Annotated in this window: 11 protein-coding genes and 1 pseudogene; 6 read left to right on the forward strand and 6 right to left on the reverse strand. The window is 63.3% G+C overall.

From position 1 onward, the window contains the following. The first annotated feature begins 67 nt into the window (after nt 1-67). A complete protein-coding gene (locus ACFHPP_RS03645) occupies nt 68-1,576 on the forward strand; it encodes an oligosaccharide flippase family protein (protein ID WP_437161901.1) in 1,509 nt (502 codons plus the stop codon). On the opposite strand, the gene ACFHPP_RS03650 is transcribed toward ACFHPP_RS03645, so the two are convergent. Both ACFHPP_RS03650 and ACFHPP_RS03655 read right to left on the reverse strand, forming a co-directional pair. After that, a complete protein-coding gene (locus ACFHPP_RS03650; RefSeq protein ID WP_437162086.1) occupies nt 1,559-1,744 on the reverse strand; it encodes a transposase in 186 nt (61 codons plus the stop codon). The two genes, ACFHPP_RS03645 and ACFHPP_RS03650, sit on opposite strands and share 18 nt — an antisense overlap. A 202-nt stretch (nt 1,745-1,946) precedes the next feature. Continuing rightward, nucleotides 1,947-2,507, reverse strand: a complete 561-nt coding sequence (locus ACFHPP_RS03655; protein ID WP_437161902.1) for an SET domain-containing protein — start codon at nt 2,505-2,507, stop codon at nt 1,947-1,949. A 202-nt stretch (nt 2,508-2,709) separates the two neighbouring features. Here ACFHPP_RS03655 and ACFHPP_RS03660 point away from each other — a divergent pair, with 202 nt between their 5' ends. From ACFHPP_RS03660 to ACFHPP_RS03680, 5 genes and pseudogenes are all read left to right on the forward strand, one after another. Then, nucleotides 2,710-3,816, forward strand: a complete 1,107-nt coding sequence (locus ACFHPP_RS03660; protein ID WP_437161903.1) for an IS110 family transposase — start codon at nt 2,710-2,712, stop codon at nt 3,814-3,816. A 284-nt stretch (nt 3,817-4,100) separates the two neighbouring features. Beyond that, nucleotides 4,101-4,562 (forward strand): annotated as a pseudogene (locus ACFHPP_RS03665) (IS5 family transposase); the annotation flags it as partial. A gap of 393 nt (nt 4,563-4,955) precedes the next feature. Then, the gene (locus tag ACFHPP_RS03670) at nt 4,956-5,528 is read left to right on the forward strand and encodes a hypothetical protein (RefSeq protein WP_437161904.1); all 573 of its coding nucleotides are present in this window, start codon (nt 4,956-4,958) and stop codon (nt 5,526-5,528) included. Between the two features lie 214 nt (nt 5,529-5,742). Further along, entirely contained in the window at nt 5,743-5,928 is a 186-nt protein-coding gene (locus tag ACFHPP_RS03675) for a DUF3768 domain-containing protein (protein WP_437161905.1), read from the forward strand. A 99-nt stretch (nt 5,929-6,027) separates the two neighbouring features. After that, a complete protein-coding gene (locus ACFHPP_RS03680) occupies nt 6,028-6,603 on the forward strand; it encodes a tyrosine-type recombinase/integrase (protein WP_437161906.1) in 576 nt (191 codons plus the stop codon). A 360-nt stretch (nt 6,604-6,963) separates the two neighbouring features. Here ACFHPP_RS03680 and ACFHPP_RS03685 read toward each other — a convergent pair whose 3' ends face one another. The 4 genes from ACFHPP_RS03685 to ACFHPP_RS03700 form a co-directional block, all read right to left on the reverse strand. Further along, nucleotides 6,964-7,911 carry a DUF2971 domain-containing protein gene (locus ACFHPP_RS03685; RefSeq protein WP_437161907.1) on the reverse strand — a complete coding sequence of 316 codons (948 nt, stop codon included), beginning with the start codon at nt 7,909-7,911 and terminating at the stop codon, nt 6,964-6,966. A 227-nt stretch (nt 7,912-8,138) separates the two neighbouring features. Then, nucleotides 8,139-8,771, reverse strand: a complete 633-nt coding sequence (locus ACFHPP_RS03690; RefSeq protein WP_437161908.1) for a tyrosine-type recombinase/integrase — start codon at nt 8,769-8,771, stop codon at nt 8,139-8,141. A 223-nt stretch (nt 8,772-8,994) separates the two neighbouring features. Next, nucleotides 8,995-10,869 carry a UvrD-helicase domain-containing protein gene (locus ACFHPP_RS03695; protein WP_437161909.1) on the reverse strand — a complete coding sequence of 625 codons (1,875 nt, stop codon included), beginning with the start codon at nt 10,867-10,869 and terminating at the stop codon, nt 8,995-8,997. Continuing rightward, a complete protein-coding gene (locus tag ACFHPP_RS03700) occupies nt 10,866-13,265 on the reverse strand; it encodes an ATP-dependent nuclease (protein ID WP_437161910.1) in 2,400 nt (799 codons plus the stop codon). The genes ACFHPP_RS03695 and ACFHPP_RS03700 overlap by 4 nt, the downstream gene beginning before the upstream one ends. Nucleotides 13,266-13,851 lie beyond the last annotated feature (586 nt).

Raw genomic sequence — 13,851 nt, forward strand, 5'->3', positions numbered from 1 at the left:
GCGTCGAAAAGGGTAATCTACTTGCTCTCTCCTGCCCGATTTCCCACCTCCACGCAACGGCAACGGAATGGTCGCCGTCCTCGACTACGCAATGAATGAACTGCATACCATGGAGCCGGCAGCCGCCCCAACGCATCACCGCATCGCGCGCGGCACCGCCTGGGCCGCGGCGGCGAGCTGGGGCAGGCAGATCCTGCAGCTCGTGGTGTTTCTCGTTCTCGCCCGCCTGCTCGGGCCCGAGACCTACGGCCTGCTGGCAACCGCGCTCATCGTCACCGCGTCGTCGGAGGTGCTGATCACTGACGGCGGCTGGCGCGAGGCCTTGATCGCCTGCCCGGTGCTCGATCCGCGGCACCTTGATTCGGTGTTCTTCGCGCTGTGCGCCCTCGGGCTCGGCCTCTTCGCGGCGATCACCGCCCTGGCGCCACTGCTCGCTTCGGGCTTCGGCACCCCCGAGGCGGCGCCGCTGCTCGGCCCGCTCGCGCTCGCCCTGCCGCTTTCGGCGCTGGTGCTGGTGCCCGATGCGCTGTTGCAGCGCGAGCTGCGCTTCGCCCCCCTGGCCATCGCCTCCTGGCTCGCCTTGGTCACCGGCGGCGCCGTCGGGATCGGCATGGCGGTGACCGGGCACGGCGTGTGGAGCTTGGTCGGCTACCATCTCGCCGACGCGGCGACTCGCTGTATCGTCGTCGCGCTCGCCGCCGGCTGGCGCCCATCCGGCCGCATGTCCTGGCCGCATCTGTTGGAGATCCTGCGCTTCGCGCGCCACGTGTTCGGCGAGAGCCTGATCCAGCTGGTCGAGTATCTCCTGTCGCGCTGGGTCGTCGCGGTCGGCTTCGGGCCGGCAGCGCTCGGGCTGTTCCAGATGGCGCGCAAGGTCGTCGAGCTGGTCGAGGAGCTGCTGCTCGGTGCCCTGGCCCGGGTCGCGCTGCCGGCCTTCACCGGCTTGCGCGCGGTGCCAGGGCGGCTCGAACCCGGGGCGACGACGGCGCTTCGCCTGGCGCTCGCGGTAGCGCTGCCCTGCAGCCTCGGCCTCGCGGTGCTGGCGCCTGACCTCGTGCGCCTGGCACTAGGCCCGGCCTGGGTCGAGAGCGGCATCCTTTTGCGCCTGCTCGCCCTGGCGCTCCTCGCCGCACCGCCCTTCTACGTCACCCGCGCGCTGCTCCAGGCCCTCGGCCGGGTCGGCTGGCAGCTCGTCGCCGCGGCGCTGTCGGCGGCGCTGCTCGCCCTGCTCCTCGTCGGGCTGGCCCCCTTCGGCCTGCCCGGGATCGCGCTCGCACCGGCGTTGCAGGCCCTGTTGATGGCTCCCATCAGCCTCGTGCTGGTCGCCCGTGTGAGCGGAATCTCACTCCTGCGATCACTGCGCGCGACCTGCCCGACGCTCGCCGCGGCGGGCGCGATGGCGGCAGCGCTGTTGGCATGGCTTGAGTTGGCCGGCCAGACCCTCCCGGCCGCGCTCGTGATCGCCCTGGCGCCACCGCTCGGCGCCGCCGTCTATCTCGGGGCGCTGGCGCTGCTCGACCGGGCGCTGTTGCGCGAGGTCCGGGCGATCGTGAAGGCGCTAAGCAGCAATGCGTAAGTCGGGGCACGACAGCGGCACGCGCTCGTGGTTCATGGCGGTGACGGCGGCGTGGATGTCGGTGTCGAGATGCTCGACTGAGGCGAAGGTCCGGTGCGCGAGATGGTGGCGGTTCAGGTCGCGCCAGCAGCGCTCGATATCGTTGAACTCGGCGGCATATTTCGGCAGCTATTCGACCGTCAGCCAGGGCCGCTGACGGATTGGGCTGCGAACTAGGCTCTGTTGACGTTTTGGATTAAGTCGCGTTTGAAAACTGCTGATCTGAAATCGGCCCCATGATTCACAATAGTCTCAACTTACCTTGCTATAGCATAGATTTGTGACGGAAATTTGAGAAGCCTGCTTAGGCGGCCTGGCCGGCGTTATCTGATCAGGTGCCGCCAGGCCGCAGCCGGCGGACCAGCTCCGCCCCGGCATAGAGCAGCCAGGAAAGGCGGCCACGCAGGCCCACATGGTGCCGCATGAACGCTACGGTCCAGCTCGGCAAGTGGCCACGATGGCGTGCGGCGAAGGACGGGTCGAGGCAGTCGCGCCCGGTGACCACGCCGCGGCAACTGGGCGCGCCGCAGCGGCAGCGCCATTTGGCCCGCCACCAAACATGGACGTCGGAGGTGGCGTAATCGAAGGTCACCTCCTCGCCCGCCGCGATGTCGCGCGCCGCGATTAGGGTCTCGTCGTCGGCCCAGACCGTGTTCGGTTCGCAGGAATGGTTCATGAATCGGCTGGCGTCTTCCGAAAGGAAATGGCGGTCCTTGTAGCGATAGGCCAGATGGCGCTGCTCGGGCGGCAGCCGCTTGAGTTCGCGCAAGGTGAGGAGCCGGCCGGGGGCGTCGGCGAGGCGCCAAACCACCGCGTGTTTCGGGATCGGGCGGGACGCGGTCAGGCCGCGCCCCTCGATGGCGCTGTCATAGGCTCGGATGTCCGGATGCATGCCCACTCCCCTGCAGCGTCGCGATCTGCTGCAGTATGCGCAGGCGCAGGGACTCGTGCTAGTGAGCCCGTGCGTTTGAGCGGGACGGTGTAGTGTCACAAGACCAAATGTCCGCGTGAGGCGGTGACCCGCCTCACAATGTGCTGGTTCGAGGATTGCGCCGGATGGTCCTGCGCAGAGCCTCAGGCACAGGAGGCGGACCGTGGCGGAGGATATCAGCTTCATAGGGCTGGACGTGCACAAGGCGACGATCGCGGTGGCGGTGGCCGACGAGGGCCGACACGGGGAGGTGCGGTTCCTCGGCGAGGTTCAGAACGACTCGGCGGCGCTCGACCGGCTGGTGGCAAAGCTTGTGAAAGGCGGGCGTAGCCTGCGGTTTTGCTATGAGGCCGGTCCCTGCGGCTACGGTGTGCACCGTCAGCTGTCTGCTCGGGGACACGACTGCATCGTCGTCGCCCCATCGCAGATCCCACGCAAGCCGGGCGACCGGGTCAAGACGGACCGGCGCGACGCGGTGATGCTGGCGAGCCTGCACCGCGCGGGCCAGCTCACGCCGGTCTGGGTGCCCGATACCAGCCACGAAGCCATGCGCGACTTGGTGCGTGCGCGAGCGGCGGCAGTCGCTAGCGGGAAGGCAGCGCGGCAGCAACTGCTGGGCTTCCTGCTGCGGCACGGCCGAAGGTTTGAAGGCAGGCCCTGGAGCCGGACGCACCGGGCCTGGCTCGCCGGCCAGCGCTTTGGTCACCCTGCCGGGCAGATCGTGCTGCAGGACCACATCGACACCGTCGACGCCGCCGCCGAACGTGTCGCGCGCCTGACCCGGCAGATTGAGGCGCAGGTGGCGGAATGGTCGCTCGCGCCGCTGGTCATCGCCTTGCAGGCGATGCGCGGCGTTGCGTTGATCGTCGCCGTAATTCTGGTGGCCGAACTCGGCGACCTCAGCCGGTTCGCCAGCCCAGCGCAGTTGATGGCCTATGTCGGCCTGGTTCCCTCGGAGCGTTCGAGCGGGCCGAAGACCCGCCGCGGCGGCATCACCAAGACGAGCAACGGCGAAGTCAGGAAGACGCTGGTCGAGGCCGCCTGGACCTATCGCCGGCCGGCTCGCATCAGCGAGCTCAAGCAGCGCAGCGTCGACGCCGCGCAGAAGGCCGCGCGGGAGATCGCCTGGAAGGCGCAGGTGCGGCTCTGTGCCCGCTACCGACGTCTGGCCGCTGGTAAGCCGGTGCAGGTCGTCGTCACGGCGATCGCGCGCGAAATGCTCGGTTTTATCTGGGCAATCGGGCGGGAGGTGCATCCCATCCCTGCCTGACGTCGACCGCCCAATCCACTCCACCCGATGCGCAGGGCGGGAGGCGGGGCCGCGGTAGGGGAACCCTCGGGAGCCCCCCTGGGCGGATCCACGATCCACGCCCGACAAAAGACCGAGGCAGCCCCGCGACGAACCGTGGTCATGCGGTAGCCAACCCGCGAATGAGAGCTTGATCAACCGTCGTCCGTTCCGCTCCGCCTCCCACCCCGCGCATCAAAGTCGCCGCTCCCATCCGCCGAATGCGGAACGGCAAAGCTTGTTCATCGCTTGACTAAACGGACATGAGAGGGGGGCCTTCGATCGACCCGCACGGCTACGATGGCGGCAAAAAATTCAGGGGCAAGAAGCGCCACGTCCTTGTCGACACGCTCGGTCTGATGCTGCACGCGCTGGTGCACAGCGCTGGTCTGCAAGACCGTGACGGCGGCGTGTTGGTGATGGCGACCTTGTTCGGGATGTTCCCTTTCCTGCGCAAGCTCTACGCCGATGCCGGCTACCAGGGGCCGAAGTTCCAGGCCGCGCTGAAGCGCGTGCTGCGCCAGGTGCAGATCCAGATCGTCAGGCGCTCCGACACAGCGCAGGGCTTCGAGGTGCTGCTCCGGCGATGGGTCGTCGAACGCACCATCGCATGGCTCAATCGATGCCGCCGCTTCGCCAAGGACTGGGAGAACCTCAGCCGCACCGCGCTCGCATTCCTCCGCCTCGCATCCATTCGCCTCATGATGCGAAGGCTCTGCCAACCTTGAAAATGTTCGCGGACCGACTCTAAGACTATGTAACAAAAACGGAATGTTCCATCGACCCCGTCCCGGTCCGTGCCGCCAACTTACCGGGAGGCTCGTCGGTAACGACATGGATTTCTGCACCATCCGGGTTTTTACGGTTTCCGCAAAGTATATGATTGACCCAGTAAGCACCCACCTAGAGTAAAAAAGGCAAAATAATAGGAATAAATACCTTGACTGGGCGTTTTAGATCAACTAATGTGTGCGAGCCGGTGCTTAGCAACACGATAACCCAGCCGTCCCGAGGTTCGTAGTTCAGGGCTTCCGAAATACTAACCGCTATCGCGGCAAAGCGCCTGCTTTTGGCAATAACCAGGGACCCTTGTGGGTCCCTTTTTGGTTTGAGAGGATCCTATGGTAAAGAAAGCACCAACCGAGGCAGCGCAACCACCGGTGGCTGTCTTCGGTGTCCCAAGAGGCGGGAAGATTCCGGTCGGAGCCCGGTTTGCTCCAGCGGACGCAGCTTTGGCCGCGTGGGTCGCGCATCACTGCGGACTACTGATCATCGATGTGAGCAGCCCAGCAGCGGCTGCCCTGGCAGCCTCCCTTCGAGAAGGTCAGCTTCACCCGACACGTGGGGTCCTCCTGAACGTCATCAGCCGACCTACCTTCGAGAATTTGCAGGCGCTGGCGTCAGAGGGCGGTGTAAGGCCCACGCTCGAGGGGGATCACACCAACTGGGTTCCAGACCCGGAGGTGAGCGCCGCCCGGATCGCAATGGCCGATCCACTCTGGGCGTCTTTCAGGGTCAGGGATGTCGTGTTGTCCCCCGAGTACAACCGACAAGGTGCCACAGAAGGTTGGTGGGAGGCCGTCATCCTGACCATCATCGACGACGTTTACACGATCTGCTGGCTTGACGAGGTTGAAACGGGGTTCCGCAAGCGGAAGCGCCACGAACTCGCGCTGATCTACCCCACTAAGTAGAGCCAGCAGCGGGCGCTGTACCGCCCGCTGCGGCCTCAAACTCATCGACATTCAGGATTTAGGTGGAGCTGCAAATGAGCTGCGGAACTGCGTGTATTCGCGCGCTGAACGACATACTGCGTCAAAGGCAGGGAGGGCGCCCTTGTTATCACCTACGGCATTGCCGTACTCCCTGCCTCGGCCGGAGCGGCCATCATAAAGGCCCTTCGGAATTTTGACGCGTTCACCTCTGAATGACCCGCACCAAGAGCATGACTGCGGGCTGTTCGAGGCAGCCGTAAAGCGCCTGATATTCCAAATTGACTACTACGAGTTGGATTTCACCGCCATGGCGCACGACCCGACAGACCCCAGAGTCACGCGGTGTGTGCTGACCATCATGCTGGCGTCGGAATACTGAGCACTGGCCCAGTCCATCAAAGGCGCAGCCGGCCGCTCCCTCGTCGGGCGTGACCTGCCCATCGCCTGCTCAACCCATTCTTGGATTTTGGAGACGATCATGCCTGGTCGACAGGCCAAAGCAATCACGCCCTCAGCTCTCCGCAGTCTGCTGGCCTTTGCAAGACGGTCCAGCTTCCCCGAGCGCGACCGTGTCATCATCCTGCTGTCCGTCCGTGCGGGGCTACGGGCGTGTGAGATTGCTAGGCTCGAGTGGGCAATGGTCCTCGACGCCAAAGATCGCGTCGGCGACACCGTTGCGATTCATGACGCCATTGCCAAGAAGGGCTCCGGACGCAGAGTTCCCATTCACGATGAGCTGCGAAAGGCGCTGGTGGCGCTGCTGCGACAAACCGGCCCAACTGGCGCCGTCATCCGCTCGGCGCGTGGCGGGTGCATGCGTCCGAACAGCATCGTCAACTGGTTTGTCGTGCTCTGTCGAGAGCTGCAGCTGACTGGCTGCTCCTCCCACTCCGGCAGGAGAACCTTCATCACCGCCGCGGCCCGCAACGCGCATCGTGCCGGCTGCAGCTTGCGCGACGTCCAGCTGCTGGCTGGCCACCGTTCGATCGAGACCACCCAGCGGTACATCGACGGCGACAGCCATGGTCAGCGTAAACTTGTAGCACTTCTCTGACCAAATCCCTCAGCCCCAGTCTGGTGCACCTCAGCCTCCCATCTGAGACCGCTTCAGAATTCAATTTGGAACGGTCGACATGGGCGGTTAGCGGCTGTTGAGGGCACGCTACCTGGGTGGCTGTTCTACCTTCGTGAGCGGACATAGAAGCAGCCCGCCCGAGCTCGCACACTGTGGCTTGGTCTGGCCGGAAGCGGAATGGCCGCTTCGGGACGGGAGGACGGCGGAAGCGGTTGTTCCTATCGGTCTCATTAATTGCTTGTATAGCTTGCGCCGCCGCGAATTCGGGAAGCGCACGCGGCACCTGAAGCAGCTATCCTCACCACCCCTGGCGGTGGGCCTTAGGAGGGAGCTGGACGACTAACGAATGCGGACCTGGCTCCGGGCCAGGGTCGCCTTCGGTGCGTGGGCTGCGAGAATGCGTTCGACTTCCTCGACGGCCGCGTCATCGGTCTTCGGGCCGAGCGTCACTTCGAGCTCATCGAAGGCGGATAGGTCCAGCGGAATGAACAGCGCAGTGGCTTCCACCGGGTAAGCCTCGAGATCGAGCGTCACATTGTTGAAGTAGTCGTCGTCCGGGAACTGAGCCTCAAAGGCCAGCGCGGCGATCTTGAAACGCCATTCCTGCTCGTAGGACCAGTGCGAGCCTTTCACCATGCCGAGATCGTATGGGTAGAAATGCGCTGTGCCCGCGCGCCGATAGACTAGCTTGCGGTTCCGGTAGTCAGAATTATCGCAGTAGTAGACCTTGTTGGGGCCGATAATGGCGCAGCCGTTCGTGCCCATAGCCGGCGACTTCCGGCTAATCGTGTACCAGCCATCGACTGTGAGTAGGGCGCCGCCTTTTTCGAAGATCATGGGCTCTTTGCGCCCGGCAAACATGTTGGCCGGCAGCTTGATCCGCACGCCGCCGAAGTTCTGGCCATACATCGACCACATAGGGATCTGCTCAACCTGCGTGCCGGACCAGCACGATACGAACACCGAGCTGGCGGCAAGCGGCACATCCGAAGCCATTGCTTCTTCAGGATCATTTACCGTATCAAGGCGCGAAAAACGTAGCGTTCGCGAGGCGAGAATTTTCTGGAGGCTCTCGATGGACGTGTACTGATAGAGGACCGACGGCAGCTCTTCGATGCCCATCACATCGAACATGAAATCGTCGGTATAAAATCCTTCCGGTCCGTCAGAATACAACGTACTGCCCCATCCTCGACTATTGACTAATGACCGTCGCTGCGCCGCCGCCGCAGTGGCGCTTACTGGTTTCGTGGTCAAGACCGAAGCCGCGCGCCAGCAAATCGTCATCTCGGCAGTCCTGGTAGTGCTCGAAACTCGAGCGCCTGACGACCTCCGATACTATTTGTACGGTATCGGACTGCTGGCCGTCTATGGGCTCATAGGCGCATCGACGTCTGTTGTCGGGAAGGTCAACTTTCAGGCGACGATCAAGTCGCCCTGGAAGGCTGACATGGGCGCACCGTCGCAGCTCAAGCTGGCCCCGAGCCTCTATTGGTTTGGAGCCAGCCCGCCGCTCAGATCTCTGTGCACTCCGCGAGATGAAGGGCGTCCTCGACGTCCACGCCGAGGTACCGGACCGTGCTCTCGATCTTGCTATGACCAAGCAGAATCTGAACGCCCCGCAGGTTGCCGGTTGCCTTGTAAATGATGGACGCCTTGGTCCGCCGCAGCGAATGCGTTCCATAGTCCTCGCACCGGAGGCCGATTCCGGTGACCCACTCATCCACCAGCCGGGCATACTGCCGGGTGCTGATATGTGCCGCGTGGTTGGTGCGGCTGGGGAACGCATAATCGTCCAGCGTGCCTCCCCGGTGTTCCAGCCATGCGAGGATGGTCGTCCGCGCCGGTTCGAGGATCTCAAACTGAACGGGGCGGCCGGTCTTCTGCTGGACTACAGTTGCCCGTGTCCGGATCCGGCCGCCGCTGACAAGGTCCCCGATGCGGACCTTCACCACGTCACATCCTCGCAGCTTACTGTCCACCGCGAAGTCGAACAGCGCTCTGTCCCGCAGGCGGCGCTCGCGATCGAGCCAGAATCGGATCGCCCATACCTGTTGAGGCTTCAGCGCACGTTTTGCGCCGACGATACGCCCAGCATTCCAAGCGCGACGCTCACGGGCTGCGGGGTCAAACTGGGAGTGTCCCATCGCCTTATCCTCCAGGGCCGGAATTGGCCCGGAGTAAGGTGCGACGGAATATCGCAGCACGGGTTGGCCGATAGCGATCTGGCAGCTTCGGATGCCCTCACCGCCAGAGCGGACATTCGCAGCATGAAGGTCAGAATTGGCCTGATCGGCGAACCAGGAAACAGCGCACTATGCCAGTGCCGCCGAAGCGAGTTCCGCCGCCGGCGCGCGGTTTACGGGCTCATTAAAGGGCGCCGACGCCGTGGATCGCCGCATCGGGAAACAGGTTCTTGCGCCCAATCGCTGCGCGCGCAGCCTCGACGTCCTGCGTAAACACAACCACGGCGAGATCCTTCACGGCACGCGAACAGCACACGTAGAATAGGCGTCCGGTGCGATCAAGCACCGACTCCTCGCCCGCATTGATATGGGCCTGATCCCGATCCGAGAGCGGGAGGAAACCAAAATACTTGCCGTAAGAGTAGAGGTTATAGGCGGCTTCTTCATCGTCTATAACTACCAGGACGCGCTCGAACTGCGCGCCTTTCACCCCGTGATGCGTTGCAAAAGGCGACTCCTTTTCAATATAGCGTCGGTAGGACCAGAGTTCAGCGACGCCGCAGGCAAGAAGCGCTTGCACATTCACGAAACCGCTGTGCCCGTCGTCGACGGGCTCGGCAAGTAGATGCGGCGCGAACCGATCGTCGAGCCGCAGCAATTCGGTGTCACGGACATGGCGCAGCACATCACCGACGGATGCTTGAAAGTCCTGCGCCATCAGCGCGACGAGCCGAACGACCGCCGCTTGCAAGGCCGCGAGCACCTCGCTGACCACCTGCCCAGCCAACCTCGCCGGTTCCAGACGCGGGCTTTCCCTGCGTACGATCGACATGACACTGAAATGGTCGTTTGACCGTGCCGCCGTCACCATCGGCAGGATATGCTGAACAAATGGCCGTAGCGGCCAAGCGCTGCCGTCTGCCAGCCCTTCGCTTAGGCTCTGCGGCGCCTTGTCGTTGAGCGCGGCATAGAGGTTGGGGAAACCGAGCCGGGTGGCGGCCATGCGATGGACCAGCACGAGAAGTCGGACATCGCTATCGCGAAGGTCGCTCAACCAGAGGTCGTCGCCCGTTTCCGCAGCAAGCCAAGTCCGAACCGCTGCCAGGCGCGCGGTTCGCTGCCCATCGGCCGGCAGTATGAACAGGTTCGCGGTTCCTGAAACCGGTTCTTCTATGCCCCCGACGACACGCGTGCGTCCGCGGGTCTGTTCCAGGCCATCCGCTGGCTGCCGGACAGCATTGATGACGCTGAGCACGCTGGTCGGGCAGCGGAAATTCTCGGGCTTAGTGATCTCCGTCCAGCCATCGAGCAGGTCTACGACGCCGGTCCCGGTCGAATAGATCTTTTGCATGGGGTCGCCGAAAAAACCGACACAGAGCCGCGGCTGCTCGCCGGCGATCTGCCGCAATGCCTCGACGACATGCGGGTTCGTATCCTGGCTCTCGTCGACGAAGATAAAAGGAAAGCGACTGGCGATCAGTTGGCGCAGCAACGGGTGCTGCGTGACGCAGGCGGGGGTCAGCTTCAGAATGTCGTCATGGCCGAGAATGCCCTCGACGTAGCTGCTGCCTGTGCCGTAGGTGAATGTCTCAACCCGATCGATCGCAGCAAGTTCTTGCTTGAGTTCGGTGATCTCCCGCTCGAGCCGCTCCTTCGTCCTCGCCTGGGTCCGAGGCTTTTCATAATGTTCGCGCTTCTCGGCGATCTTCTCCTCGATCCGCACCACGACCCACGCGGCGATATCGGTCTTGAACGGCCGGATGACCGACCAGAGGAAGCTGTGGATCGTTGAGACGTGGAACAGCGGCGAGACGCCGACATCGCCGGAGATTTCGGCGACCGCAACCTCGGTATAGGTGATACACGCGATCTTCTGTCCGGCGCGACGCAGCGCGGGTCCCCGCGTCTCGCCAAGATGCGCAAGCGCCTTGATGAGCGACGTCGTCTTGCCCGATCCTGCGCCGGCCAACATGACGAACGAACGCGGTGATTTGCGGTCGAGACAGGCGCGCACATCGATGTCCGCCTGGGTATCGGGGCTACCGATACGGCTGGTCACGCGACCTCCTCCACGCCGACAACCGCCACGACGATTGCGGCCACTTCCTCGACCGGATCGGCGAGTGGCTTCGGAGCCTCGTCATCGGCCTCAGGCTCGGAAGGTGCGATTTGGTCCTGGAGCCACTCCAGCCCCTTGGCGATATAAGCGGGGACGACCCAGGAATCCGGATCTTCGGCCAGCAGTGCGAGCGAAAAATCGGTCTTGCTGAAGCTGCTGCCGTTGACCCGCTTGTGAAGCGCGGTGACCAGCGTCGTCAGATCCTTTTCGCCATTTTTGGGGATACGCAGCTGGAGCGGCCTGCGCGCGATATCCTGACACCAGACTAGATTTTCGAGCGCAAACGCCTCCTCCAGCGTGCGTCCGGCGAGGGTCTCAGTCTCTTCACCCCAGGTGACCTCGACCGGAAATTGGTAGGCGACGCGCACTAGTGCATCGCTGTCGCCTTCGCGAGGCTGGGTCTTCTGCTCCTCATCAGCGTCCCAAAGCGCGGCGACCGTCGTGCATTTCGGCAGCCATTGCCGCAACGTCTGATTCGACGTTGCCGCGCCTGGATGACCAGCGACACAAGATTTGCCTGGCTTGCCGACTGGCTCCTCATCATCCTCGTCGTCAACATCGTAATCATTGGCGACGGCCTCGCCATCCCCACCATCTCCGGCACCGGCGGCGGCACACGGACCCGCAGCACCGTTGGCGGGATCAAAAACATTGCCCGCGGCACCGCCTTCGGCTGGTTCGCCTTCGTCGGCAACGACCGGCCCGATGACGCTGTCGAGATCGGTGATGATCAGGGTGGTGAGACCGAGAAACTCGATCAGCGCCTTGAACTTGTGGCCGAACGCGCCGCCGATCTCGAGCAAGGTGAGATAGGTCGATTGCAATCGCGGCGCGGCTTTGGCGATCATTTGCGGCAGCAGGATACGCTCGACATTGCCTTCGACCAAGACGGCGGCATCGGCGAAGAAGAGATCGCAGTGCGTCAGCTTCAGATAGCGTTCGAGAAAGCTGCGCTCGGCGGGATCGGTGCTGTCATAGAAGAGCGACAGGTTGACGATGTCCGAGGTCGAGATGGCTTCAGCGCGGCTGCGGCGGAAATAGCGGATCGGGTGGAAGCCGCGTTCGTAGAGGATGTGGGTGCTATGGGTCGTGACGACGACCTGGCTGGCATAATGGGTACGATCGTCGCCTCTGAGCTTCAGGATGCTCATCACCTTGCGGATGAAGACCTGCTGCAGCTGGGCGTGGAGATGCGCCTCGGGCTCCTCGATGAAGATTAGGTGGACGGGTGGACGATTGTCGTCGATTGCCAGCCATTGCTGGTGGAGATCGAGCAATTCGACGACCATGAAGATTAGGTTTTTGAAACCGAGACCGTTGTAGCGATCGGGCAAGGTCGGCGGTTCGGTCTCATCGCCTTCCTCGGGCTCAGGCCCGAGCGCATAATGGACGCGGGCGCCGTCACGGCTGCTCATGATCTGCGCCGGATCGAGTGCCGAGCGGATGATCAGCCGCGGATTGGTGAGGCCGGGATAGCCGAGCTTAGAAAGGCTCTGCAGCGTGTCCCCGAAGACGCGCTTCAGATGGTCGTTGAGCGATATCTCGGAGACCGACAGTGCGCGCAGTGTCTCGAGATCCTCCGCCTTCTGTTCGAGATTGCGGGCATAGAATCGGCTGAGCACGCGGGAGAGCTCTTCGGCACGTGCGCCGCCGGGTCCATCAGAAAGGTGACGCTGGGCGTGCAGGAAATCGATCTGCAACAGGCTGGCTAGGATATCGCGACCACTGCGATCACGGCCAGTCAACTCCATCGGCCGGTAATCCGGCTGACCTACCCGTGCGGGGTCGAGGACATAGTGGCGAAGCTCATATTCATTCTTCAGGCGATCGCGCAAGAAGTCCTGCAAGCTGCGCGGTGACGGATCGTAATCGCGCTTCCCGGCCTCGTTTACCGGCACGGCCTCCAGCGCGCGCTCGCGTGCTTTGCGATAGCGGTCGCGCGTCGCGTTCGGGTCGACCGGCGCGTAGCTCACGCGCATCCCGACGAGCGACCCTTCCCAAGCGAGGCTCGGCAGCAGGTCAATGACACGATGGACATCGGTAGCAGCGATCTCGAACCAGATGTCGATTTGCATGATCGGCAACGCCACACCTTCGACCGCGTCGCCGAAGGCGATGATATCGGACCAGAGTTCCGCGCTAAAATCATGGATGTCGAAGCGACCACGTCCCGTGAAAAGCTGAAGTGCGTGCCCGACAGAGGTCTTCCCGCTGTTGTTTGCGCCGACGAAAATCGAGATGTCCGAGGCGAGATCGATTTCGACGTCCCGCAGCCTGCGAAAGTTACGAACAGCGAGCTTTCTCAGAATCATCCCCACCCCCGACAATTGCGGCACCAACCGAGCACATCGCCGCAAACTACGCTGCATAACAAGCGCGAGTAGTCAGATACGATGCGAGAGCCAAGTATCTTTACCGATCGGACACTCTCCCAGCGACCCAAGGGGATGCGCCTTGGAGCCTGTTCCAACAGGTCGAGGGGCTGCCTGACGGCGCGATCGTATCGCCTATGTAGCGGAATAGCGAGCCTCCGCCTTCCTCCCGATTACTGACGCTCAAGGGCGATACGGCAAACGGCCGCTTCCAGGATCCACCAAGCTAAGTCAATTGATCAAGTGGGGAGCTCTCCGGCGCGGACAGCTCTTATCCCGCCACGAACGGCGACGTTCCCATTCCAGCCGCTTGCGGGGACTGTCCGCTTTGCGGCCGAACCTCCGGCCGTCTCAACGTCCACAATGGGCGCGAAGCTTCCGATTCCGGCTGCTTACCGGGCGGTGTCTGCTTGTGCCTCAAGACCGGACATCTCGCCGACGAACACGAGAGTCGCCTCCGGGCGCACAGCCGCCGATCTTGTCTGTTGGTCAGCAATGTCCGGTCCCCCATCGACAGCGGACATGGGTCGTGTCCCATCGCGTGGTGTAG

It is taken from the genome of Falsiroseomonas sp. E2-1-a20 (assembly GCF_051433195.1).
Classification (GTDB): Bacteria; Pseudomonadota; Alphaproteobacteria; order Acetobacterales; family Acetobacteraceae; genus Falsiroseomonas.